The 23,976-nt window shown below is 73.9% G+C and carries 23 protein-coding genes; 16 read left to right on the top strand and 7 right to left on the bottom strand.

The genetic code is table 11. The annotated features are described in order from the left end of the window. The first annotated feature begins 61 nt into the window (after positions 1–61). The 3 genes from dctP to EAH89_RS01865 are packed head-to-tail and all read left to right on the top strand — an operon-like array spanning position 62 to position 2,898. Entirely contained in the window at positions 62–1,075 is a 1,014-nt protein-coding gene (gene dctP, locus EAH89_RS01875) for a TRAP transporter substrate-binding protein DctP (protein ID WP_140881052.1), read from the top strand. A 2-nt stretch (positions 1,076–1,077) separates the two neighbouring features. Then, complete coding sequence (locus tag EAH89_RS01870; RefSeq protein ID WP_161993450.1) at positions 1,078–1,611, top strand: TRAP transporter small permease; 534 nt, start codon at positions 1,078–1,080, stop codon at positions 1,609–1,611. 6 nt (positions 1,612–1,617) lie between these two features. Then, positions 1,618–2,898 (top strand): TRAP transporter large permease, encoded by a 1,281-nt coding sequence (locus tag EAH89_RS01865; protein WP_140881050.1) that lies wholly within the window; start codon positions 1,618–1,620, stop codon positions 2,896–2,898. Between the two features lie 13 nt (positions 2,899–2,911). Here EAH89_RS01865 and EAH89_RS01860 read toward each other — a convergent pair whose 3' ends face one another. The 3 genes from EAH89_RS01860 to EAH89_RS01850 form a co-directional block, all read right to left on the bottom strand. Beyond that, positions 2,912–4,498 carry an EAL domain-containing protein gene (locus EAH89_RS01860; protein ID WP_140881049.1) on the bottom strand — a complete coding sequence of 529 codons (1,587 nt, stop codon included), beginning with the start codon at positions 4,496–4,498 and terminating at the stop codon, positions 2,912–2,914. A 52-nt stretch (positions 4,499–4,550) separates the two neighbouring features. Next, positions 4,551–5,087 (bottom strand): carboxymuconolactone decarboxylase family protein, encoded by a 537-nt coding sequence (locus tag EAH89_RS01855; RefSeq protein WP_140881048.1) that lies wholly within the window; start codon positions 5,085–5,087, stop codon positions 4,551–4,553. Positions 5,088–5,323: 236 nt separating this feature from the next. Next, positions 5,324–5,875 carry a peroxiredoxin gene (locus EAH89_RS01850; RefSeq protein WP_140881047.1) on the bottom strand — a complete coding sequence of 184 codons (552 nt, stop codon included), beginning with the start codon at positions 5,873–5,875 and terminating at the stop codon, positions 5,324–5,326. Positions 5,876–6,040: 165 nt separating this feature from the next. Here EAH89_RS01850 and EAH89_RS01845 point away from each other — a divergent pair, with 165 nt between their 5' ends. Continuing rightward, positions 6,041–6,949 (top strand): hydrogen peroxide-inducible genes activator, encoded by a 909-nt coding sequence (locus EAH89_RS01845; protein WP_140881046.1) that lies wholly within the window; start codon positions 6,041–6,043, stop codon positions 6,947–6,949. Positions 6,950–7,052: 103 nt separating this feature from the next. After that, positions 7,053–8,378 carry a CitMHS family transporter gene (locus EAH89_RS01840; protein ID WP_140881045.1) on the top strand — a complete coding sequence of 442 codons (1,326 nt, stop codon included), beginning with the start codon at positions 7,053–7,055 and terminating at the stop codon, positions 8,376–8,378. A gap of 6 nt (positions 8,379–8,384) precedes the next feature. On the opposite strand, the gene EAH89_RS01835 is transcribed toward EAH89_RS01840, so the two are convergent. Further along, positions 8,385–9,704: an NAD(P)/FAD-dependent oxidoreductase gene (locus EAH89_RS01835; protein ID WP_140881044.1), complete on the bottom strand. Its 1,320-nt coding sequence runs from the start codon at positions 9,702–9,704 to the stop codon at positions 8,385–8,387. 104 nt (positions 9,705–9,808) lie between these two features. Between EAH89_RS01835 and EAH89_RS01830 the strand changes: the two genes are divergently transcribed. The 7 genes from EAH89_RS01830 to ggt are packed head-to-tail and all read left to right on the top strand — an operon-like array spanning position 9,809 to position 17,034. Then, positions 9,809–10,930, top strand: coding sequence for an extracellular solute-binding protein (locus EAH89_RS01830; protein WP_140881043.1), 1,122 nt, complete (start codon positions 9,809–9,811; stop codon positions 10,928–10,930). Between the two features lie 4 nt (positions 10,931–10,934). Further along, positions 10,935–11,870: a 2-hydroxyacid dehydrogenase gene (locus EAH89_RS01825; RefSeq protein WP_140881042.1), complete on the top strand. Its 936-nt coding sequence runs from the start codon at positions 10,935–10,937 to the stop codon at positions 11,868–11,870. Between the two features lies 1 nt (position 11,871). Continuing rightward, positions 11,872–12,642, top strand: coding sequence for a class II aldolase/adducin family protein (locus EAH89_RS01820; protein ID WP_140881041.1), 771 nt, complete (start codon positions 11,872–11,874; stop codon positions 12,640–12,642). Then, positions 12,639–13,721, top strand: a complete 1,083-nt coding sequence (locus tag EAH89_RS01815; protein ID WP_140881040.1) for an ABC transporter ATP-binding protein — start codon at positions 12,639–12,641, stop codon at positions 13,719–13,721. Before EAH89_RS01820 ends, EAH89_RS01815 begins: the two co-directional genes overlap by 4 nt. Then, positions 13,718–14,563: an ABC transporter permease gene (locus tag EAH89_RS01810; RefSeq protein ID WP_241666797.1), complete on the top strand. Its 846-nt coding sequence runs from the start codon at positions 13,718–13,720 to the stop codon at positions 14,561–14,563. Before EAH89_RS01815 ends, EAH89_RS01810 begins: the two co-directional genes overlap by 4 nt. A 28-nt stretch (positions 14,564–14,591) precedes the next feature. Continuing rightward, positions 14,592–15,353: an ABC transporter permease gene (locus tag EAH89_RS01805; protein WP_241666796.1), complete on the top strand. Its 762-nt coding sequence runs from the start codon at positions 14,592–14,594 to the stop codon at positions 15,351–15,353. A 10-nt stretch (positions 15,354–15,363) separates the two neighbouring features. Next, entirely contained in the window at positions 15,364–17,034 is a 1,671-nt protein-coding gene (ggt, locus tag EAH89_RS01800; RefSeq protein ID WP_241666795.1) for a gamma-glutamyltransferase, read from the top strand. A 9-nt stretch (positions 17,035–17,043) separates the two neighbouring features. Here the strand turns inward: ggt and EAH89_RS01795 are convergent, their stop codons facing one another. After that, the gene (locus tag EAH89_RS01795) at positions 17,044–17,484 is read right to left on the bottom strand and encodes an acyl-CoA thioesterase (RefSeq protein ID WP_140881038.1); all 441 of its coding nucleotides are present in this window, start codon (positions 17,482–17,484) and stop codon (positions 17,044–17,046) included. Positions 17,485–17,610: 126 nt separating this feature from the next. Here EAH89_RS01795 and minC point away from each other — a divergent pair, with 126 nt between their 5' ends. From minC to EAH89_RS01775, 4 genes are all read left to right on the top strand, one after another. Further along, complete coding sequence (gene minC / locus EAH89_RS01790) at positions 17,611–18,369, top strand: septum site-determining protein MinC (RefSeq protein WP_140881037.1); 759 nt, start codon at positions 17,611–17,613, stop codon at positions 18,367–18,369. Positions 18,370–18,487: 118 nt separating this feature from the next. Beyond that, positions 18,488–19,306 carry a septum site-determining protein MinD gene (minD, locus tag EAH89_RS01785; RefSeq protein ID WP_140881036.1) on the top strand — a complete coding sequence of 273 codons (819 nt, stop codon included), beginning with the start codon at positions 18,488–18,490 and terminating at the stop codon, positions 19,304–19,306. Next, positions 19,303–19,584, top strand: a complete 282-nt coding sequence (gene minE / locus EAH89_RS01780; RefSeq protein WP_140881035.1) for a cell division topological specificity factor MinE — start codon at positions 19,303–19,305, stop codon at positions 19,582–19,584. The genes minD and minE overlap by 4 nt, the downstream gene beginning before the upstream one ends. Positions 19,585–19,715: 131 nt before the next feature. Further along, positions 19,716–22,058, top strand: coding sequence for a putative bifunctional diguanylate cyclase/phosphodiesterase (locus EAH89_RS01775; protein ID WP_140881034.1), 2,343 nt, complete (start codon positions 19,716–19,718; stop codon positions 22,056–22,058). Positions 22,059–22,064: 6 nt separating this feature from the next. Here the strand turns inward: EAH89_RS01775 and EAH89_RS01770 are convergent, their stop codons facing one another. After that, positions 22,065–22,784 (bottom strand): DUF1028 domain-containing protein, encoded by a 720-nt coding sequence (locus EAH89_RS01770; RefSeq protein ID WP_140881033.1) that lies wholly within the window; start codon positions 22,782–22,784, stop codon positions 22,065–22,067. Between the two features lie 58 nt (positions 22,785–22,842). After that, positions 22,843–23,961, bottom strand: coding sequence for a hypothetical protein (locus EAH89_RS01765; RefSeq protein WP_140881032.1), 1,119 nt, complete (start codon positions 23,959–23,961; stop codon positions 22,843–22,845). Between the last annotated feature and the right edge of the window lie 15 nt (positions 23,962–23,976).

Here is a 23,976-nt window from a genome sequence, read left to right as displayed (position 1 = left end):
GCGCTTGACCGGCGGGGGGACGGCGCCGAAAACCCCGGGCAACGAGATCCGGAGAGCAGCCATGCAACGACGCCATCTCCTTGCCCTGCCCCTCGCGGCCGCGCTGCCGGTGCCCGCTCTCCGACGGGCCTCGGCCCAGGGGACGGCGGCGGGCGCGACGGTGATGCGGCTGTCGCACCAGTACCCGCCGTCGCATCACATCGCGGGCGTGCTGGCGGACTTCGCGGCGGGCGTGAAGGCGGCGAGCAACGGGGCGGTGGAGGTGCAGGTCTACCCGGCCGAGCAGCTCGCGCGGGTGGCCGAGAACTTCCCGGGCGTGGCCCGCGGGGCCTTCGAGGCGGCGGTGGCGACGAACTTCACCTGGGGGAACACCATCCCCGAGATGTCGGCGCCGACGATCCCCTTCTTCTTCACGGAGGTCGAGCAGAACCGGCGCTTCCCGAAGTCCGAGGCGCGGCGCTTCCTGGACGGGATCACGGCGCGGCGGGCGGTGCGCTCGGTGGCCTGGCTGTTCACCACCAACTCCGCGATCTTCACCTCCGGGCGGAAGCCACTGGTCAACCCCGAGGACTTCCGGGGCGTGAAGATCCGGGGGATCAACAGCCTCATCGACCAGGCGCTGACCGCGGTGGGCGCGGCGCCGGCCGCGACGCCGGCGCCGGAGGTAGTGGGGGCGCTGCAGTCGGGCATCCTCGACGCCGGGCTGACGGACGTCTCGGCGGCCGTGTCGCGCCGCTTCTACGAGGTGCAGAAATACGGGACGGTCTCGCCCTTCTTCAGCGTCTCCACCCAGGTCTACGTGAACCCGCGCTGGTGGGACGGGCTGCGGCCCGAGGCGCGCGCCGTGATAGAGGCCGGGCTGGCGCGGGCGGAGGCGGAGGCGGTGGACGTGACCGTGCGCACCGCCGAGGCCGCGGTGGGCGAGCTGCGCGCCAAGGGGATGGAGCTGACGGTGCAGACGCCCGAGGCGGCGGGCCGCTGGCGGGACGTGATGCAGAAGCCCGTGATGGACGCCTTCCTGCGGCAGTCGCCGGAGAACGGGCCGCGGCTGCTGGACCTGCTGCGGGCGGTCTGAGGGTGCTGCGCGCGGTCGCCCTCGTCTCCCGGCTCGCCTGCTGGCTGGCCTCCCTCTCGACGCTGGTCTGCCTCGGGCTGATCGGGGCCTCGGTGGTGGCGCGCTACGTCTTCCAGACGCCGCTGCCCTGGATCGACAAGGTGGCGGGCTGGCTGGTGCTGGCGCTCGTGCTGCTGGCCGCGCCCGAGGCGCAGCGGCGCTTCGAGCACATCGGCGTCGACGTCGCGGTGGGGCGGATGGGGCCGCGGCTCGCGCGGGCGGCGCATCTCGCGGGCGCGGCCTCGGTCGCCCTCGTCGCGGGCATCCTGCTCTGGGCGGGGTGGGAGACGGTGGCCTTCTCGCGGATGGTCGGGCTGGTGACGGACGTGGCGGAGATCCCGGAGTGGTGGGTCCAGCTGCTGCTGCCCGTGGGGGCGGCGGTGCTGCTGCTGGTGTCGCTGGCGCAATGCGCGGTGCTGGTCGCGGGCGGCGTGCCCGAGCACCTGCCGACCGGGGACGAGGAACTGCCGCGCGACACGCTGGCACGCGGGGAGTAGCGGTCGGTGTCCTTCCTCGTCCTCATGGCCGCGCTGATCGGGCTGCTCTACCTCGGCCTGCCGATGTTCGCGGCGCTGTTCCTGCTGCCGCTCGCGGTGCTGCTCTGGGTCGAGGGAGGCATCCCCGCGCTCGGCGAGATCGTCATCGGCAACCTCAACGGCTACCTGCTGGTGGCCATCCCGCTGTTCATGCTGATGGCGCATGTGATGGTGCGCGGGCGGGTGGTGAACGACCTCTACGGCGCGGCCTTCGCGATGCTGCGCGGGGTGCGGGGTGGCGTGGGCATCGCGACCGTGCTCGCCTGCACGGTGTTCGCCGCGATCTGCGGGTCCTCGGTCGCGACGGCGCTGACCATCGGCAAGATCGCGATCCCGCAGATGCTCCGCTACGGCATGTCGCGCCAGGGCGCCTTCGGGGTGGTGGCGGGGGGCGGGACGCTCGGCATCCTTATCCCGCCCTCGGCGCCGATGGTGCTCTACGCCTTCGTGACGGAGACGAGCGTGGGGGCGCTGTTCCTCGCGGGCGTGGTGCCGGGGCTGATGATGGCGCTCGTCTTCGCGGTCTACATCTTCCTGACGGAGGGGCGGGCCGTGGCGCCGGCGGACGAGCCGCCGCCGGAGCGGGTCGGCACCTCGCTCCGCCGCGCGGGCTGGTCGATGACGCTGCCGGTCTTCGTGCTCGGCGGCATCTACATGGGGGTCTTCACGGCGACCGAGGCGGCAGGGGCCGGGACGCTCTACGCGATCGCGATCGGCGCGATCGTCTACCGCACGCTGACTTGGCGCGACCTCTGGGACGGGGTGGGGGACGCGACGCGGACGAGCGCGATGCTGCTCATGATCATCGCCGGCGCCGCCGTCTACGGCTACATGCTGACGAAGCTGCGCATCCCGCAGGAGCTGGCGGCGCTGGTGACGGAGATGGGGCTGTCCCGCACGGGGTTCCTCGTCGCGATGATGGTGCTGCTCTTCGTCCTCGGCCTCGTGCTGGAGAGCTTCTCGATCATCCTGCTGACCATGCCGGCCATCCTGCCCTCGCTGGCGGCGCTCGGCATCGACAAGGTCTGGTACGGGGTGCTGCTGACGGTCTCGCTCGAGATGGCGCTGATCAGCCCGCCGGTCGCGATGAACCTCGTGGTGATCAAGGCGATCACGGGGGCGCCGCTGGCGGAGGTGAACCGCTCCATCATCCCCTACATGCTCATGCTGGCGGCGGGGACGGCGCTGCTGATCGCCTTCCCGGGCATCGCGCTCTGGCTGCCCCGGATGGCGGGCTACGGCGGCTAAGGCGGGGCGGGCCTCAGCCGGCGCGGCGGAGCGGCGCGGCGGCGGTGGGGAGGCGGCCGGGGCGGGCGAAGAGGTAGCCCTGGGCGAGCTCGACCCCGAGGCCGGCCACGACGGCGGCGTGCTCCTCCGTCTCGACCTGCTCGGCGATGACGCGGGCGCCGACGGCGAGGCTGAGGTCGACCATGCTGGCGACGAAGGAGCGGTCGCGCTCGCTGCGGACCGCGTTCTGGACGTAGGCGCCGTCCACCTTCACCCAGTCGACCGGGAAGTTGCGGAGGTAGCGGAAGGCGGCGGCACCGGCACCGAAGTCGTCGATGCAGAGGGCGATCCCGCGGGCGCGGAGCATGTCCAGCGTCGCGCGGGCCTCGACCTCGTCCTCAATCTCGACGGATTCGGTGAGTTCGACCATCACGCGGGGCAGCAGGGCGGCGCTGGCGTCGAGCCGCTCCTGCAGGAGGGCGCGGAAGCGGGCGCTCTGCATGGAGAGGCCGGAGATGTTGAGGGCGATGCGGGCGCCGGTGTTGAAGCGCAGCGCGTCCAGCACGCGGTCGGTGACGGCGAGGTCCATCTCCTCCGTCAGGCCGACCGTCTCGGCGCAGCGGATGAAGGCGTCGACGCCGTAGCCGTCCGGGCGGAGCAGCGCCTCGTGGTGGTGGACGCGGCGGCCGCGGAGGTCGACGATCGGCTGGTAGAGAAGCTCGAAGCGGCGCTCCCCGATGACGCGGCGGATGCTGCCGGCCTGGGCCGCGATCTCGCGCAGCGCCCCGGTCAGCCCCCCGGCCGCGAGCCCGGCCATGCCCTGGCCCGCGAAATGGGCGAGGGCGTGGCGGAGCGCGCGGGTGGCCTGGGCGGGGGTGAGGGCCTCGGCCTCGAGGGGCAGGTTGCAGGTGCTGACCTCGCCGCCAAGGCCGTAGGAGAGAAGGACCGATTCCATCCGGGCGGCGAGGGAGGGGAGGTCGGGCAGCTCGCGCCCCACGAGGAGGCCGTAGCGGCCGGGCGAGAGCCGGCCGGTGAGGCCGCCGCCGGCCCCCTCCAGGAGGGCGGCGTCGAGCTCGGCGGAGAGCTCGGGGCGGCGGGCGACGATGCGGCGGATCTCGTCCGGCAGGTCGATGAGGGCGAGGGCGGCGCTGGCGGCGGGGCCGCGGATCATGCCGGCGGCGGCGCGGCCGAAGGCGGCGTTCTCCGCCACGGCGGCGGCGCGCGGGGGGGCGGGCAGGGGGCCGAAGGTGAGGCAGAACTGGCCCTGCGGCCCGGCCGGGGCGAGGCCCGCGAGGGAGAAGGCCGTGCCCTTCGCGTCGTTCAGGCGGATGGCGGTGGGGGGCAGGCGGCCCCGGGCGGCCAGGAGCTGGATGGCCATGCCGAGCGCGCCCCGCTCCTCCGCGGCGATGAGGCAGTCGAGCGGGCGGCCGACGAAGGCCTCTGGCGCCTCGCCCAGGTGGTGGCGGAAGGCGCCGGCGGCGAAGGTGATGGTGGCGTGTGGGCCGGTCTCCACCAGGAGGTCGGCCGCGGCGAAGGCGAAGGTGAGGAACCGGTCGCGCAGATCCGTGCCCGGGGCGCGGGGCGCCGGTTGATTCGTCGGTGCGCCGCCAGGTGTCGCCATGCGGGCAGGTTTGCCCTGCCCGCCTTGCGGAACGGTTAAGCCCGGAGCGGCCTCACGCGGCCTTGGCGAGGGCGTCCTCGCCGTCCAGCACCGACGCGACGGCGTGGACCACGGCGGCGATGCGGACCGCGGCCTGGACCTGCTCGGCGGTCACGCCGTGCTCGCGCACCACGCGCTCGTGGCTCTCCATGCACATGCCGCAGCCGTTCACCGCGGAGACGGCGAGCGACCAGAGCTCGAAGTCGGCCTTGTCGACGCCAGGCTTGGCCATGATGTTCATGCGGAGCTTGGCGGGCATCTTGCCGTAGTCGCCGTGCACCATGTGGGTGAAGCGGTAGTAGATGTTGTTCATGCCCATGATGGCGGCCGCGGCCTTGGCGGCGGTGAGCGCCTCGGGGGAGAGCTTGGGGCCGAACTCGGCGACGAGGGCGTTCGAGACCTCGGCGTTGCGGGAGGCCAGCGCGCTGACCACGAAGCAGCCGGCGCGCTGCTGCTCCGAGAGGACCGGCTCGGTGGCGAGGCTGCCGAGGTTCAGGCGGAGGTCGCGGGCGTAGTCGGGCAGCCGATCGCGCAGGGCGTCGAGGGACATCGTCGTCTCCGGTTCAGGGGCAGGGGTATCGGGAGGCGGTGCGCGGGGGCGGCGGCGGGCCGTCGCGCCGGCGCACCGCTCCCGCGCGGCCGGTGGCGGGACGTTCCGCCGGGACCGGCTCGCGCGGGAGGGCCGGCGGGATCATCCCCGGGGGGAGGGCGATCCCGGGACGGGGCGCGCCTGGGGGTGGCGCGGCCCGCGAGGGTCCCGCCCCCGGGAAGGGGGCGGGGCGGGGGTCAGGCGGCCTTGAGGACGTCCTCGCCCTTCTGCCAGTTGCAGGGGCAGAGCTCGTCGGTCTGCAGCGCGTCGAGGATGCGGAGCACCTCCTGCGGGTTGCGGCCGACCGAGAGGTCGTTCACGCCGACGTAGCGGATGATGCCCTCGGGGTCGACGAGGAAGGTCGCGCGGAGCGCCACGCCCTCGTTCTTGTCGAGGACGCCGCAGCCCTGGGACAGCTCGCGCTTGATGTCGGCGAGCATGGCGAAGGGGAGGTCCTTCAGGTCGGCGTGGTGGAGGCGCCAGTTCATGTGGACGAACTCGCTGTCGGTCGAGACGCCGTAGATCACGGTGTCGCGGTCCTCGAACTCGCGGGCGAGCTTGCCGAAGGCGACGATCTCGGTCGGGCAGACGAAGGTGAAGTCCTTCGGCCAGAAGAAGACGAGCTTCCACTTGCCGGCTTGGTCGGCCTCGGTGACGGTCGTGAAGGCGGTGTTCAAGTCGAGCCCCTTGGGGCCGCCCTCGACGGCGGTGAGCTTGAAGGAGGGGAAGCGATCGCCGACGGTCAGCATGCGCGGGGTTTCTCCTGAGGATCTGGTCTGGTCCGGCCCCTGGGAATTGGCCTGGGGGCCGGGGAGCGAGGCGCCGACGAATCGGCAACGGCCCTGTCCCTTATATGCGGCGCAGCATTTCCCGCTTCCAATGAATTGTTTTCGAGTGGATGATCGATTCCAACGATGATCAGCCTTCCCAGCCCCCAGCAGCTCCGCTACCTCGTCGCCCTCGCGGAGCAGGGGCATTTCGGCCGGGCGGCCTCGGCCTGCGCGGTGACGCAGAGCACCCTCTCGGCAGGGGTGATCGCGCTGGAGCGGCAGCTCGACGCCGCCATCCTCGAGCGCGGGCCCTCCAAGCGGCCGGCCTTCACGCCGCTCGGGCTCGAGCTGGTGGCGCGGGCGCGGGAGGCGCTCTCGGCGCTCTCCGCCGTGGCGGAAACGGCGCAGTCGGCGAGGGAGCCGCTGACGGGGCCGCTGCGGCTCGGCGTGATCCCGACAATCGGGCCCTTCCTGCTGCCGCGGCTGATGCCGGCGCTGCGGGCGGCCCATCCGCGGCTGCGGCTCTGGCTGCGGGAGGACCTGACGGACCGGCTGGGGGAGGAGCTGGAGGCGGGGCGGCTGGACCTGCTGCTGCTCGCGCTGCCCTCGGGGCTGCGGGGGGTGGAGACGCAGGTGGTGGCGGAGGACCCCTTCCTGGTCGCGATGCCGGAATCGCACCGGCTGGCCGGGCTCGCCTCCCTGCCCATGGGCTCGCTCGCGACGGAGCGGCTGCTGCTGCTGGAGGACGGGCACTGCCTGCGCGAGCACGCGCTGGCCGCCTGCCGCCTGCCGGCCGCGCGGGCGGGGGAGGGCTTCTCCGCGACCTCGCTGCACACGCTCGTCCAGATGGTGGCGGGCGACCTCGGCATCACCCTGCTGCCGCGGCTGGCGGTGCAGGGGGGCGTGCTGGCCGGGGCCTCGCTCGCGCTCCGGCCGCTGGAGGAGGGGGCGTCCCGCACGCTCGGGTTGGCCTGGCGGGCGCGCTCGCCCCGGGCGGCGGAGTTCCGGGGGCTGGTCGAGGCGGTGCGGCAGGCGGTGGAGACGGGGGGCTAGGGGCGCCCGCGGCCGGGAAGGGCGCGGGCGGGGGAGGTTCGCATCCGGCGGCGGCCGCCCTATAGGACCCCTCGAGGGGCGGAACGGCGCCTTCGGAGGGAACATGCTGACAGTCCTGGCCTATGTCATGGTCATCGTTTTCATGGCGCTGATCATGACCGACCGCCTGTCGGCGCTGCTGGCGCTGATCCTGGTGCCGGTCGCCTTCGCGCTGCTCGGGGCGGCGCTCGGGGTGTCCTCGATCGACATCGGGCCGATGATCCTGGCGGGCATCCGGAACCTGGCGCCGACGGGGGTGCTGCTTCTCTTCGCGATCCTCTTCTTCGGGATCATGATCGACGCCGGGCTGTTCGACCCCGTGGCGCGGACGGTGCTGCGGCTGGTCCACGGCGACCCCGTGCGGATCGTGATCGGGACCGCAGTGCTGGCGACGATCGTCTCGCTCGATGGGGACAGCTCCACGAGCTACATCATCACGACGACGGCGATGCTGCCGCTCTACCGGCGGCTGGGGATGAACCCGCTGATCGCGGCCTGCGTGATCATGCTCGCCGCGGGCAACACGAACCTCACCCCCTGGGGCGGGCCGACGGCGCGGGCGGCGAGCGCGCTGCACGTCGACGTCAACGATCTCTTCGTGCCGCTCGTGCCGACGATGGTGGGCTGCTTCCTCTTCACGCTCGGCGTCGCCTGGTTCCTCGGGCGGCGGGAGCGGGCGCGGATCGGGGTGGCGAACCTGCCGGGGCTGGAGGACGTGCCGGCGCCGTCGGGCGGCGTGGTGGACACGGACGCGCCCCACCCGGCGGAGCGGCGGCCGCACCTGCTCTTCGTCAACCTCGGGCTGACGGTGGCGCTGATGGTGTGCCTCTTCCTCGGCGTGCTGCCGCTGCCCGTGCTGTTCATGATCGGCTTCGCGCTGGCGACGCTGATCAACTACCCCGACCTGAAGGAGCAGAAGGAGCGTCTGGCGGCGCACGCGCCGAACGTCCTCGCGGTGGTGTCGCTGATCTTCGCAGCGGGGATCTTCACGGGGATCCTCTCGGGCACCGGCATGGTGGACGCGATGGCGCGGAGCGTGACGGCGGTCATCCCCGCGAGCGCCGGGCCCTACATCCCCGCGATCACGGCGGTGCTGAGCATTCCCTTCACCTTCTTCATCTCGAACGACGCCTTCTACTTCGGCGTGCTGCCGATCCTGGCCGAGGCGGGGGCGGCCTTCGGGCACTCGCCGCAGGTGATCGGGCGGGCCTCGCTCGTCGGGCAGCAGGTGCACCTGCTGAGCCCGCTCGTGGCCTCGACCTACCTCCTCGTCGGGCTCTGCGGCGTCGACTTCGGCGCGCACCAGCGCTTCACGCTGCCCTGGTCGCTCGGCATGGCCGCGGTGATGCTCGTCTTCAGCGCGCTGATCGGGGTGATCCCGCTGTTCTGAGGCGCCTCAGGCCGCGAGGCGGTCGAGGCGGTCGCGCAGGCGGTACCAGCCGCCGACGAGAGGCAGGAACCAGGGCCTGCCGCGGTAGGTCGGGGCGCTGGGGAAGGGCAGGTCGGCGAGGGCGAAGGGCGCGTTCTCGGCGCCCGCGATGCGCAGCCCCGCGCGGTGGCCGAGGAAGCTCGCCATGGCGACGCCCGAGCCCTGGCAGCCCGCGGCGTAGTGGATGCCGCCCTCGGTGCCGAGATGGGGCAGGAAGTCGAAGGTGAAGGCGACGTTCCCCGTCCAGGAATGGGTGATGCGCGTCCGGGCGAGCTCCGGGAAGGCGGCGGTCATGAAGCCGTGCAGCACGGGCGCGGCCGCCTCGGGCGTGGTGGGGCCGAAGGAGGCGCGGCCGCCCCAGAGGATGCGCCGGCCGTCGGGCGAGGGGCGGAAGTAGTTCAGCACGCGCTTGGTGTCGCTGATCATGCGGCGGCCGGGGAAGAGGCAGTCCATCCTGGCCGGGTCGATCTCCTCGGTCGCGATGATGTAGGAGCCGACGGGAATCACGCGGCGGGCGAGCCAGGGCATGGCGCTGCGGCCCTCGCCGTCGATCGAGTAGCCGTTGGTCGTGACGAGCACGGCGTCCGCGCGGAGCGTGCCGCGCGCGGTGCGGAGCGCGAAGCCGTCGCCGGCGCGGGCGATGCCTTCCGCGCGCGTGCCGTCCACGAGCGCGGCGCCGGCCTTCGCCGCGGCGGCGGCGAGGCCGCGGGCGTACTTGCCGGGGTGCAGGCTGCCGGTCGCGGCGGCCAGCATGCCGCCGTGGTAGTGGTCGCTGCCGAGCGCCTCGCGCTGGCGCGCGCGGGGGAGCATGGCGGTGGGCAGGCCCGTGGCCTCGGCGATGAAGGCGGCCTTGGCGGCCTGCGCGCGGTAGTGGGCGGGAGTCCAGGCGGCGGCGAAGCGGCCGCAGCGCGCGTAGTCGCAGTCGATGCCCTCCCGTGCGATGAGCTCCTCGAGGAAGGGGAAGGAGGCGGCGCCGTCGCGCGCGATGGCGGCCGCGCGCTCGGCGCCGAGCCTCCGCGCCAGGTCGCCCGAGGCGAGCTTGAGCGCGCCCGAGACCATGCCGCCGTTGCGCGAGGAGGCGCCCCAGCCGATGCGCTCGGCGTCGAGCACGACGGGGCGGTGGCCGAGGCGCGCGAGGGTGAGGGCGGCGGAGAGACCGGCATAGCCGCCGCCGACGATGACGACCTCCGCGCGGTCGGGCAGCGCCGCCGGGCGCGGCGCGGGCTCGGCTTCCTCCCACCACCAGGGCGTGGTCTTGAAGCCTTCGGCGAAGAGGGGGTGGCTCATTGCTTCGCGGCCCGTCCTGGTATCAAACTTGCTGGCGTCGCTCTCACGGACCGGCAGGGTCGCCCCGGGGGCCGCTTTCGGCAAGGGCGAGAGAGGAGACAGCGATGGGGCAGAGCTTCCACGAGGATTGCCTGGACCTCGCGCGGCGCGCGCTGTCGCGGGGCGGCGTCGACCGGCGCGGCGCGTTGCGGGCGCTGGCCGCGATGGGCCTGGTCGCGGCCGGGGACGCGGTGACCCAGGGCGCGCAGGCCCAGGGCGCGCGGGAGCTGGTGATCGTGAACTGGGGCGGCGTCGCGAACGAGGGCTTCGCGCGCCACTACGGCGCGCCCTTCGAGGCCGCGAACCCCGGCCTCAAGGTCGTGCAGAACAGCACGGGCCCCTCGGCCGGGCGCATCAAGAGCATGGTCGAGAGCGGCTCCGTCACCTGGGACCTCTGCGACAGCTCCGCCTCCTCCTCGCGCGTGCTGGGCAAGGGGAACCTTGTCCAGCGCATCGACTACGGCGTCGTGAAGAAGAGCGACGCAATCGATGAGGCCTTCACGCTGGAGTACGGGGCGGCGCCCTACTCCTTCTCCTCGGTGCTCGCCTACGACAGCAGCAAGTTCCCGAACGGGCCGCCGCAGAGCTGGGCGGACTTCTGGGACCAGCGGCGCTTCCCGGGCACGCGGCTGCTGCGGCGGGACGCGCTGGCAGTGATGGACGCGGCGCAGATGGCGCTCGGCAAGGACCCCGCGCGGCTCTACCCGCTCGACGCGCGCGCCTGCCTGGCCAAGCTGCGGGAGATCCGCCGGAACGCGGTGTTCTGGACGAACGGCTCCGAGAGCGAGCAGTTCCTGCGCACCGGCGAGGCGGTGATGGGGCAGATCTGGCACACGCGGGCGAAGGTGCTGGAGCAGGAGACGAACGGGCGGATCAAGTTCACCTGGAACCAGGGGCTGCTGCAGGCCGGCATCTTCGTGATCCCGCGCGGCGCGCCGGGCGGGGCCGCGACGCAGCGGCTGCTGGCGAGCATGCTGGCCAACCCCGAGCCGCAGGTCGAGCTGCTGAAGTTCATGGGCAACGGGCCGACCAACCCGCGGGCCGCGGCGCTGGTGCCGGCGGAGTTCCGGCGCTTCAACCCGACGGACCCGGAGAACGCGCGCCAGCAGGTGATCCTCGACGGCAACTGGTGGGGCGACCACTACACCGAGCTGAACGCCGACGTGGTCGACGTCATCACGGGCTGAGCCAATGCTGCTGGTGAAGGTGGAGGGCGCGCGGACGCGCCAGCTCTGGTGCGACCTGCTGGGGGAGCTGCGCCCGGGGCTGGTGGCGCGGCCCTTCGACGCGCCGGACGCGCGGCCGGAGGAGGCGCGCTACGTGCTGACCTGGGCACCGGCGCCGGGTTGGCTCGCGGGGCTGCCGAACCTGCGCGCGATCTTCTCGCTCGGCGCGGGGGTGGACCACATCACCACCGATCCCACCTGGCCGCGGCACGTGCCGCTGGTGCGGATGGGCGGGGAGGAGCCGGGGCAGCGCATGGGCGAGTACGTCGCCTGGGCCTGCCTGACGTTGCTGCGCCACGGCCGCGACTTCGCCCGCGCCCAGGCGGAGCGGCGCTGGGAGTACAAGGTCGGCGAGGACACGGCGCGGGACCTGACGGTCGGCATCATGGGGATGGGCGCGCTGGGGGCGGCCGCCGCGCCGATGCTGCGGGGCCTGGGCTATCGCGTGGCCGGCTGGTCGCGGACGCGCAAGGCGGTGGAGGGGGTGGAGAGCTTCGCGGGGGCGGGGGAGTTGGACGCCTTCCTCGCGCGGGCGGACGTGCTGGTCTGCCTGCTGCCCGCGACGCCGGAGACGGCGGGGATCGTGAACCGGGAGCTGCTGGCGAAGCTGCGGCCGGGGGCGGGCTTCGTGAACGCGGCGCGGGGCCCGCACGCGGTGGTGCCCGACCTTGTGGCGGCGCTCGATTCCGGGCAGTTGTCCGGCGCGGTGCTGGACGTCTTCGACCCCGAGCCGCTTCCGGCCGAGAGCCCGCTCTGGTCCCACCCGAAGGTGACGGTCACGCCGCATGTCGCGAGCGTGGCGCGGCGGCGGGAGCGGGCGCGCTACGTGGCGGAGGCGATCGCGGGGTTCGAGGCGGGCGGGCCGCTGCCCAACCTCTATGATCCCGTGCGGGGTTACTGACATGCCCATGCCGCCCCCGCCCGCGCGGCCCGACCCGGACCACGTGCCGGACGAGGCGGAGCTTCGGCGCGACCTGGCCGCGGCGTATCGGCTCTTCGCGCATTTCGGGATGACGGACCTCGTCTACACGCATCTTTCCGTGCGGGTGCCGGGGGAGGGCCATCGGTTCCTGGTGAACCCCTACGGCCTGCTGTTCGAGGAGGTGACGGCCTCCTCCCTCGTGCTGGTGGACGCGGCGGGGGAGCCGGCGCAGCGGACGGACTGGCCGGTGAACCCGGCGGGCTTCGTGATCCACTCGGCGCTGCATCTCGGCGCGCCCCACGCGCAATGCGTGATGCACACGCACACGCTGGCGGGGATGGTGGTGGCCGCGCAGGCGGGCGGGCTGCTGCCGCTGAACCAGATGGGCACGGAGTTCCACGGGCGCGTCGCGGTGCACGACTACGAGGGGATCGCGGCGGAGGACAACCTTGCCGAGCGCGAGCGGCTGGTGCGGGACATGGGCGAGAGGCCCTGCATGATCCTGCGCAACCACGGGCTGCTGACGGCGGGGCGCACGGTGGCCGAGGCCTTCTACTGGATGTACTACCTCGAGCAGTCCTGCCGCATCCAGGTGGCCGCGCAGTCCACGGGCGCGCCGCTCTCCGTGCCGCCGGAGGAGGTGGTGGTGCGCGCGCGCGACCAGATGGGCGAGAGCCCCGTGAAGGGCTGGCTGCCCTGGCAGGCGCTGCGGCGGAAGATGGACCGCGAGCAGCCGGACTACCGGACGTGAGCGGCCGCGCGGGGCACGCGCTCTCGCTGCAGGGGCTCTCGAAGCGCTACGGCAGCTTCGTGGCCGTGCAGGACGCCTCGCTGGAGGTGGGCAGCGGGCGGTTCCTGACGCTGCTCGGGCCTTCGGGGTCGGGCAAGACGACGATCCTGATGATGATCGCGGGCTTCGTGGAGCCGAGCGAGGGGCGCGTGCTGCTGGACGGGCGCGACATCACCGCCGTGCCGCCGGAGCGGCGCGAGTTCGGGATGGTCTTCCAGGGCTACGCGCTCTTCCCGCACATGACGGTGGCGGAGAACGTCGCCTTCCCGCTGCGCGTGCGGCGGCTCGGGCGGGCGGAGCGGGACGCGCGGGTGCGGGCGACGCTCGACCTCGTGCAGCTGGACCAGTTCGCGGACCGGCGGCCGTCGCAGCTCTCGGGCGGGCAGCAGCAGCGGGTGGCGCTGGCGCGCGCGCTGGTCTTCGATCCCGCGCTGCTGCTGCTGGACGAGCCGCTCTCGGCGCTCGACAAGAAGCTGCGGGCGGAGCTGCAGGACGAGCTGAAGGCGCTGCACCGGCGGGTCGGGCGCACCTTCATCAACGTGACGCACGACCAGGAGGAGGCGCTCTCGCTGTCCGACGAGATCGCGATCCTCAACGCCGGGCGGCTGGTGCAGGTGGGGGCGCCGAGCGCGCTCTACGAGCGGCCGGCGACGCGCTTCGTGGCGGGGTTCCTCGGGCGGTCGAACTTCGTCGAGGGCGAGGCGGAGCGGGACGCGGGCGGCATCGTGCTGCGGCGCGGCGGGACCCGCGTGCTCGGCGTGGGCGAGGCGCCGCCCGGGCCCGCGCTGCTGTCGCTCCGGCCCGAGAAGATCACGGTGCTCGCGGAGGGCGAGGGCGAGGAGAACGTGGTGGAGGGGCGGATCGCCGCCTGGTCCTATCTCGGCGCGGGCTACGCGATCACCGTCGCGACCGCGGATCTCGGCGAGCTGAAGGTGCACCTGCCGGCCTGGCGCATCCCGCTGGTGCCGGCGGAGGGGATGCCGGTGCGGCTCGGCTGGCCGCGCGGGGCGGCGGTGGCCGTGGCGGAAGACCCCGCGTGAGGCCGGCGGGCCGGCACGCCCTCGGCTGGTGGGGGCTGATCCTGCCGGCCTTCCTGCTGATGACCGCCTTCTACGTCGCGCCGATCCTGCAGGTGCTGGCGATCAGCTTCACCGAGCCGCAGCCCGGCCTCGGCAACTACGAGCGGCTGCTGACGAGCGAGAGCGTGCAGCGGGTGATCGGGACGACGCTGCGGATCGGGGTGGTGACGACGGCGATCGCCCTGTTGCTGGGCTACGCGCTGGCCTACCGCATCGCGCTCTCGGGGCCGCGGGCGCAGCGATGGTGGCTGCTGGCCGTGCTGGTGCCGCTCTGGATCAGCGTCCTCGTGCGCGCCTTCGCCTGGGTGACGCTGCTGCGGCGGCAGGGGCTGGTGAACCAGGGGCTGATGGCGGCGGGCGCCATCGAGCAGCCGCTGGCGCTGGTGTGGAACGAGTTCGGGATCGTGGTGGGGATGGTGCACTACATGGTGCCCTACGCGGTGCTGCCGATGCTCTCGGCCATGCGGGAGATCGACCCGCGGGTGCTGGCGGCGGCGCGCGGGCTCGGCGCGGGGCGGGCGGGGGCCTTCCTGCGGGTGTTCCTGCCCCTGTCCCTGCCCGGTGTGATCGCGGCGGGGGTGCTCGTCTTCATCTTCTCGCTCGGCTTCTACATCACGCCGGCGATCCTCGGCGGCGGCAAGACGCTGATGGCGGCGGAGTGGATCAAGCTGCAGATCCTCGACCTCATCCGCTGGGGGTTGGGGGCGATGCTGGCGACGGTGCTGGTGGTGGCGATCCTGGCGACCCTCGCGGTCTTCTCGCGGCTGGTGAACCTGCGGCGGCTCTTCGGGGCGGGGGGCTAGCGGGATGGGCGGACACCGGCCGGGATGGTTGAGCGCCTGGGTCTCCTGGGCGACGGTGCTCTACCTCCTGCTGCCGATCACCATCATCCTGCCGGTCTCGCTGACCGACCAGCGCTTCCTCTCGCTGCCGTACGAGGCGCTGTCGCTGCAGCACTACGCGCGGCTGCTGACGACGCCGGCCTGGACGGACGCGATCGGGCAGTCGGCCCTCATCGCCTCGGCCTCGACGCTCGTCGCGGTGGTGCTGGGCACGGCCTGCGCGATCGGGTGCTGGCGGCTGTCGCGGCGGAGCACGGAGCTCGTGCGGGCGCTGATGCTGCTGCCGATCATCATCCCGAGCATCGCCTACGCGGTCGGGCTCTACCGCTATTTCGCGCGCCTCGGGCTGCTCGACAGCTTCACGGGGGTGGTGGTCGCGCACGGGGTGACGGGGATCCCCTACGTGGTCATCACCGTCTCGACGGCGCTGGCCGCCTTCGACCCGCGGCTCGAGAGCGCGGCGCGGGGGATGGGGGCGACGCTGGCGCAGACGCTGCGCTGGGTCATCCTGCCGCGGATCATGCCGGGCATCGTCTCGGGCGCGATCTTCGCCTTCATCCATTCCTGGGACGAGCTGGTGGTGGTGCTCTTCATCGCCTCGCGCCGGGTCTTCACCCTGCCGCGCAAGATCTGGGACGGCATCAACGAGAACCTGGACCCGGCCATGGCGGCGGTCGCCGTGCTGCTGGTGGGGATGACCGTGCTGTTGCTGCTGCTCGACCTGGCGCTGCGCCGGCAGCGAGCTGACTAGGGGAACGTCCATGACCGAGAAGCATCCCGTCGCCGCCCGCAAGGGCATGGTGGTGACGAACCACCCGCTGGCCTCCGGGGCGGGGGCGGAGATGCTGCTCGCGGGCGGGAACGCGGTGGACGCGGCCATCGCCGCGCTCTTCGCGCTGACGGTGGTGGAGCCGATGATGGTCGGCATCCTCGGCGGGGGCGTCGCCCACCTGCGGCTGCCGGACGGGCGGCACGTGGTCGTGGACGGCCTCTCCACCGCGCCCGCCGCGGCGCGGCCGGACATGTACCGCACGGTGTCCGACGTGCTGCCGGACTACCAGGAGACGGAGGGGCGGCGGAACCATCTGGGGCCGCTGGCCATGGCGGTGCCGGGGGCGCTCAGGGCCTGGTGCCACACGCTCTCCGCCTACGGGACCCTGCCGCTGGCGGAGGTGCTGGAGCCGGCGATCCGGCTCGCGGCGCGGGGGTGGCGGGCGACGCCCTATCTCGCGGACAGCGTGGGGGACAACGCGCGGGAGCTCGCGACGGACCCCGGCCTCGCAGCCGTCTTCCTGCCGGGCGGGGCGCCGGTCCGCGCCGGGGAGCGGGTGGTGCGGGGGGACTACGCGGAGAGCCTCCGGCTGGTCGCCCGGGACGGGGCGGAGGCGCTGCACGACGGGCCGCTCGGCGAGGCGCTGGCCACGCATATGCGGGCGGCGGGCGGGCTGATCACGGCGGCGGACCTCCGGGGCGTGGCGCCGGTCGAGCGGGAGCCGATCCGGGCGCTCTACCGGGGGTACGAGGTGATCGGGCCGCCGCCGCCCTCCTCGGCCGGGGTGCACGTGGCGGGGATGCTGAACCTGCTCGAGGGGTACGACCTCCGCGCGCTGGGCGCGGGCACGCCGGACGGGGTGCACCTGCTGGCGGAGGCGCTGAAGATGGCCTTCGCGGACCGGGCGGTGGCGACGGCCGACCCCGCCTTCGTCGCGGTGCCGGTGGGGCTGCTGACCTCCAAGGCCTACGCGGCCGCGCGGCGGGCGGAGGTGTCGATGGACCGGGCGCGGGACTGGGCGCCCGGGCCGGGGCTGCTCGAATCGGCGAACACCACGCACGTGACGGTCGCGGACGACCGGGGGACGATCGTCTCCTCGACCCAGACCATCAACAGCCTCTTCGGCGCGCGCTTCACCGTGCCGGGCACGGGGATGGTCGCCAACAACTACATGTACAACTTCGACCCGCATCCCGGGCGGGCGCTCTCGGTCGCGCCGGGCAAGCGGGTCTTCACCTCCATGGCGCCGACCATCGTGCTGCGGGACGGGGCGCCGGTGATGGCGCTGGGGCTGCCGGGGGGGCTCCGCATCTTCGGCTCGGCCATGCAGGCGGTGATCAACCTGATCGACCACGGCATGTCGCTGCAGGAGGCCGTGGAGGCGCCGCGGGTCTGGACCCAGGGGCACCTCCTGGAGCTCGAGCCCGGGATCTCCGCTGAGACGGAGGCGGCGCTGGTCGCGCGCGGCCACCGGGTGGAGCGGGTGCGGGCGGTCGGCGGCGGCATGGGGGCCATCGCCTTTGGGCCGGAGGGTGAGATGACCGGCGCCGCCTGCTGGCGGGCGGACGGGACGCCCGTCGGCATCGGCGGCGGCCTGGCGCGGGCCGGGGTGCGCTTCCTGCCCGAGGGCGGGCCGGCCGGGGCGACGCCGGCCGCCTGAAGGGGCGTCTCAGCCGACGAGAAGGGGCGCGACGGCGTCGCGGAGCGCCGGGGGCAGGGGGGTGGGGACCGTTTGCGTGGCGCGGTCCACGTAGACGTGGATGAAGTGGCCCTCGGCGCTCGCCGCGTCCTCGTCGTTGCGGAAGATGCCGATCTCGTAGCGGATGGAGGTGCGGCCGAGGCGGGCGACGCGGAGGCCGGCCGTGACCAGGTCGGGGAAGGAGACGGGGGCGAGGTAGCGGCAGCCGGTCTCCACGACCACGCCGATGACCGCCGAGGTCTTGAGGTCGATGGCCCCGGACTCGAGGAGGAAGCGGGAGACGACGGTGTCGAAGAAGGAATAATAAACGGTGTTGTTGATATGCGCGTAGGCGTCGTTGTCGCCCCAGCGGGTGGGAATGGCCAGGAAATGCCGGTAATCGGCCCGGATCGGGCGCTTCCTCTCGCTCATGGGGTCTCCTCGGGGGTGGTCGCGCGCAAACTCCCCTCGCGCGATCGACCACGCAAGGCTTCGCCTGCGGCGGAGTTCGCTGTAATGTGACGCCGCGGCCCAACGCCCTGGAACCTTGACGACAGAATGTCCTCCCCCGCGTCCGAAGCCCGACTGGAGCCGTTCCGGCTGCGCGGGGCGAACTTCAACCTGCTGGTCCTGCGCCTGCTCGATCCCCGGGTGGAGGTGATCGTGCCGGCGCTGGCGGACCAGTTCCGCCGCGCGCCGGGCTTCCTGCGCAACGCGCCCATCGTGCTCGGGCTGGACGACCTCGACCCCGCGGCCGCGCCGGATTTCGGGCACCTGACCGCGCAGCTGCGCGCCGTGCAGATCGCGCCCATCGGCACCACGGGCGGCGCGCCGGAGCTCCGGGCCGCGGCCCAGGCGGCCGGGCTGCCGCCGCTCCGCGCCGCCGGGGGGGAGCAGGCGCCGCCCGTCTCGGCCGAGCCGGCCCCGATGCCCTTGCCAGCGCCCGAGCCGCAGGCCACGCCGGAGGCGCCGCCGCCCTCGGGCTGGCAGCCGACGATGATCATCGACCAGGCCGTGCGCGCGGGGCAGCGCATCTGGGCCCAGGGCAGCGACCTCATCATCCGCGGCACGGTCAACCCGGGCGCCGAGGTGATCGCGGACGGGAACGTCCACGTCTACGGCACGCTCAAGGGCCGCGCGATCGCCGGCGGGGCGGAGAACCGGGCGGCCCGGATCTTCGCGCTGAATTTCGAGCCCGAGCTCGTCTCCATCGCCGGCTACTACGCGGTGCGCGACGGGCTGGGGGATGCGCCGCTCGGGCGGCCGGTGCAGGTCTGCCTGATCGGCGAGAGCATGCGGTTCGACAAGCTGGGTTGAGCCGCCGGGCGGGGCGCTCGCAGGCATCCGGCGGAAGGCCCTTCCAGGGCCGAGGCCGGGCGTGCGAAAGACGCGGCCGGCCGGGCGGACGAGGGTTTAAGGGGGCGGAGATCTGCGCATGGCGCAAGTAATCGTGGTGACTTCGGGCAAGGGAGGCGTGGGCAAGACCACGTCCTCGGCAGCGTTCGCGACGGGGCTGGCCCAGTCCGGCAAGAAGACCGTGGTGATCGACTTCGACGTCGGGCTGCGCAACCTCGACCTGATCATGGGCGTCGAGCGGCGGGTCGTGTTCGACATCGTCAACGTCATCAGCGGCGAGGCCCGGCTGAGCCAGGCGCTGATCCGCGACAAGCGCGTGGACACGCTGTCGATCCTGCCGGCGAGCCAGACGCGGGACAAGGACGCGCTGACCAAGGAGGGCGTCGCGACCGTCATCGAGGAGCTGTCGAAGGACTTCGACTACATCCTCTGCGACAGCCCCGCGGGCATCGAGAAGGGCGCGCTGCTCGCGCTCTACTTCGCCGACCAGGCGATCGTGGTGACGAACCCTGAGGTCTCCTCGGTGCGCGACAGCGACCGGATCCTCGGCGTGCTGCAGTCCAAGTCCAAGCGCGCCGAGGAGAAGAAGGACCCCGTGAAGGAGCACCTCCTCGTCACCCGCTACGACCCGAACCGGGTGGAGAAGGGCGAGATGCTGAAGCTCGACGACATCCAGGACATCCTGCGCATCCCGCTGCTCGGCGTCATCCCCGAGAGCGAGAGCGTGCTGAAGGCCTCCAACACGGGCAATCCCGTGATTTTGGACGAGCCTTCGCCGGCCGGCCAGGCCTACAAGGACGCGGTTGCCCGCTTCCTGGGCGAGGACCGGAAGATGCGCTTCACCGATTACGAGAAGAAGGGCTTCTTCTCTCGCCTGTTCGGCGGGAGGGCCGCATGAACTGGCTGCACTTCTTCCGCAACAAGCAGGAAGAGGCCCCTGCCACGGCGCCCCAGGCGAAGGAGCGCCTGCAGATCGTCCTCGCGCACGAGCGCATCTCCCGCAAGGGGGAGGACTTCCTGCCGAAGCTCCAGCGCGAGATCGTGGAGCTCGTGGCGCGCCACGTCTCCATCGACCCCGAGCGGGTGAACGTCTCGCTGGAGCGCGGCGGCGACCTCTCGACGCTGGCGATCGCGGTGGAGCTCCCCGGGCCGGAGCCGGCGCGCCGCGTCTCGTGACGCGGGGCCGCCGCGGGACCGGGCGCGCTTAACCCTCGGTCAAGGCCGTTCCGCCACTCTGCCTCCCTGAACGTGACGGGAGTTGGGCGATGGCGGGACGGTTCTTCCCATTGCGAACCTTGCGGACGAGGGTGATCCTGCTCTCGGCCGCGCCGTCCGTCGTCTGCGTCCTCGCGCTCCTCGCCTCCGTCCACTGGCTGATGCACGACCTCCACGGGGGGATCGGCGAGCGGCTGCTCCACTCCTCCGGCGCCCGGCTCGGCGCGGAGCTCGAGGAGACCCGGGCGCGGGTGGAGGGCCTCTCCCGGATGCTCGGGCGCGACGCGGGGCTGCGGGAGGCGCTGGCGGCGGCGGATTCGCCGCGGGCCCCGGTGACGACGGGCGAGGCCCTCGCGCGCCTTCTCGCGGAGCTTCGCCGCACCGAGCCCATGCTCCGCTCGATCGAGGCGGTCGTAACCCCGCCCGCCGGCACCGCCCGGAGCTGGCGCGCGGCGGAGGCCTGCCCGCTGGCGGATGGGAGCGACTGCGCGCGCCCGGAGTTCCTGGTGGCGCAGTCCGAGGTCGCCTTCGGGCTTCCCGGCGGGGCGCGCGCCGCGCTGCGGCTCGCCGCCTTCCTCGACGACACGCTGGCCGAGCGGCTGGTCGGCCGGGAAGGCGGCGGGATGCTGCTCGTCGCGGGCCGGGAGGTCCGGTCGGCGAGCCTGGCCGGCACTGGGGACGCGCTGGGAGCGGGCGCGCCCGCCTGGGCGCTGGCCGCGCTCGCGGAGGAGCGGGCCGGGGCCGGGCCGATCGAGGCGGGCGGGCGCCGCTGGACGGGCGCCGTCGTGCCGCTGCCCGGGATCGGCGAGGCGGCGCCGGTGGCGCCGCGGCTCGCCGCCCTGCTGCTCGTGCCGCACGAGCTCGCGGATTCGGAGGTCGACCGGAACCTCGGCTTCATCGCGCAGGCGGTCGCCGTCTTCCTCCTGCTGCTGACCCTCGGCGCCGTGGCGGCGGCGCGCCGGATCGGCGGCATCATGACGGGGCTGACGGAGGCGCTGCGCCGCCTCGGGCGCGGCGACCTCAGCGTGACGATTCCGCCGCCGCCCAAGGGCGCCGCGACCGAGATCATCGACCTCATCGAGGCCTGCTCCTCCTTCCGGGACACGGCCGCGGAGCGCAGCCGCCTGTCGGAGCGCCTGCGCTGGCTCGCGAACTTCGACGGTCTGACCGGGCTGCCCAACCGCGCGCTGATGGGGGACCGGCTGGAGCTCGCCTTCGCCTCGGCCCGTCGCGACGGGACCGGGCTCGTGGTGCTCGCCATGGACCTCGACCGCTTCAAGGAGGTGAACGACACCCTCGGCCACGCGGCGGGGGACGAGGTGCTGCGGGTGGTGGCCGGGCGCCTGCGGGGCTGCCTGCGCTCGACCGACACGCTGGCCCGGGTGGGCGGGGACGAGTTCGTGCTCGTCGCGCCCGGCCTGGACGGCGAGGCCGGGCTCACGCTCCTCGCCGCGCGCCTGCTCGCCGCGATGGAGGAGCCGGTGCCGGTGGGGACGGAGAGCCGCGCGGTGGGCCTGTCGATCGGCGCCGCCGTCCTGCCGACCCAGGGCTTCGGCAACCGGCCGGAGGCGCTGCTGCAGGACGCGGACCTCGCCCTCTACCAGGCGAAGGCGGATGGCGGGGGGTGCCTGCGCGTCTTCGAGCCGGGGATGGACGAGAAGCTGCGCACGCGCCGCGCGCTGACGGCCGATCTCCGCCAGGCCGTGGAGCGGCAGGAGCTGACGATCCTGTTCCAGCCGCAGGTCTCGACGGCCACGCGGCGGATCAAGGGGGCGGAGGCGCTGCTGCGCTGGTACCACCCGACCCGCGGATTGATCGGCCCCGACACGTTCATCCCGCTGGCCGAGGAGACGGGGCTGATCGTTCCCATCGGCGCCTGGGTGCTGGAGGAGGCCTGCCAGATCGCGCGCGGCTGGCAGGGGCTGAACCTGGCGGTGAACGTCTCGCCCATCCAGGTGCGGCAGGTGGGCTTCGTCGCGACGGTGGAGCGCGCGCTGGCCCATTCGGGGCTGCCGCCGGAACGGCTGGAGCTCGAGATCACCGAGGCGGCCATGCTCGCGAACACCGCGGACACGCTGGCCGTGCTGTCGCGGCTGCGGAGCCTCGGCGTCCGGCTGGCCATGGACGACTTCGGGACGGGCTACTCCTCGCTCGCGACCCTGCAGCGGTTCCGGTTCGACAAGATCAAGGTGGACCGCTCCTTCATCCGCCACGTCGAGAACGACCCCAAGGCCATCGCGCTGCTGCGGGCCGTGATCGCGATGGGCAGCGCGCTCGACGTCATCACGAACGCCGAGGGGGTGGAGGACGAGGGGCAGCTCTCCATGCTGCGGGCGGAGGGCTGCGAGGAAGCGCAGGGCTTCCTCTTCGGGCGGCCGATGTCGGCGGCCGAGTTCCAGGTGCAGGCGGGGCTGCAGGACGTCCAGGCGGCCTGAGGCGGGCTACCGCCGGAAGCGGAGGTCCAGCCCGGCGGCCTTCCAGGCGGCCTCGATGGCCTCCATGTCGACGTAGCCCGTGGGGTTGGCCTTGCGGGGCTGCCGGTCGAGGAAGGGCGCGCGGTCGCGCCGCCAGATCGCGAGCAGCCGCGCCAGCTCGGCCAGGGGCTCGGGGTGGTCGTCGACGCGGAGGTCGAGGTCGGGGAAGTCCTCGGTCGTGATCATCCGCATGGCGGCGGACTGGCGGCCGCGCCGGTCGCCGCCCGCGGCCTCGCCGGCGTCGAGTGCCAGGGCGAGCCGCTCGGGGAGGGGCATCCCGGCGTTGATGGTGAAGGCCGCGACGGTGTCGTTCACCACGGCCGGGCCCGCGAGCATGTTGCCGGCGACTGAGAAGCCGGTCGCGACGTAGTCCCCCGCCCATTCCACGCAGTTCGCCCCCGTGAAGGCGGCGCTGCGGCCGAAGCGGTCCACCGCGTGGACCTGGCGTAGGTGCCGCCCGTCGTCGCCGGCGAGCGCGCCCTCGATCGCCGCGGCCGGGGGCAGGCCGCGCGCCATGCCGTCGAGCACCGCCGGGCCGAGGTAGCGGTTGGTGAAGGACTGGGTGGAGACGGCGCCCACGCCCGCGCGGACATGCGGGCAGGAGGCGCCGACCGCGAAGTTGCAGGTGGTCACGGCGACGGCGAAGGCGCCGGTCGCGGGATCATGGGCGACGATGGACCAGGTCATGCGCCGCGCGCCCCTTGCTCATTCGGCGCGACACTACACGACCGTTCCGCGGCTAGCATCAGGGCTTGCGGACGAGGAGGAGGAGCCAGGCGGCGTGGCGCGGGCCGGCGTCCTGCCCGGCCTCCTCGAGCAGGGCGGCCGCGGCGTCCATGGGGCCGAGGCCGCGGGGCGGGGCCTCGGCCGTGGCGCGCCAGGCGTCGAGGCCGTGGCCTTCCAGGCGCAGCGGCACGAGGCCGGCCGCGTGGGCCGCGCCGCGCAGCGCCTCCGCCGTGGTGCCGCCGGGCGGGACGGGGCGGTTCAGCGCCGCGGCGAGGCGCCGGCCGAGGGAGGCCGCGTTCTCGGCCACCAGCAACGCGAGGCCGCCGGGGCGGAGCAGCCCGGCCAGCCGCGCGGCCTCACCCGTCGGTGCGCCGCCGGGCAGGAGGAGCGCGGCGTCGAGGCAGCTCTCGGGCAGGGCCTCCTCCCCGCCGAACAGCAGGGCGCCGGGGGGTAGGGCCGCGGCGGCGAGGGCCCGGGCGGTGCCGTTCGCGTCCGTGCCGAGGGCACCGACCCGGCGGCCCGGAAGCGGGCCGAGCATGGCGGCGACGCGCGCGGGCAGGCCGCCCCAGCCGGGGCCGCCGAGGGAGGGCGGAGGCGGGAACTCGGCCTCGCCGGGCGGGGTCGCGGGCGCAGGCACGGGCGGGATCGCGGGCGGGGCGGGAGGCTCCGCGCGGGCGGGCGGCGGCGGGGCGGTGGGGCGGGCCGCGGGCGGGGGGATGGGCGGCCGGCTGGGGGGCAGGCCCGGCGCGGGGGCTGGCCGGGGCGGCGGGGCCGGTTCGCTCCGTCCGGCCGCGCGGTCGGCCAAGGCGCGCAGCGGGGGGGTGTCGCGGAGGTTGGGCAGGCCGAAGGTGGGGCGACGGGCGAAGACGACGTAGCCGTCGTTCGCGAAGACCGGGGAGGCCTCGGCCAGCAGGCGGCGGAGGAGCTCCTCGGGGAAGGCGCCGGCGCGCGGCACGACGGCCCAGTCCGGCAGCTCGGCGCCGGGCGGCTCCGCCTCGGGCGGGGTGGGGGCGCCGGGGAGCGCGGCGAGGGGGGCGGGCGCCACCAGGCGCAGCCCGGGGGCGATTCGGCCGTCGAGGAAGCGGGCGAGGCCGGACCGGATGGGGTCGGGATCCTCCCCGGGGTCGTGCTGTGACATGCCGCCAGACTCGCG

Source organism: Muricoccus nepalensis (assembly GCF_006438825.1).
GTDB lineage: Bacteria > Pseudomonadota > Alphaproteobacteria > Acetobacterales > Acetobacteraceae > Roseomonas > Roseomonas nepalensis.
The sequence above is the reverse complement of the archived record's forward strand: the minus strand, read 5'-3'. Positions and strand labels throughout refer to the sequence as shown.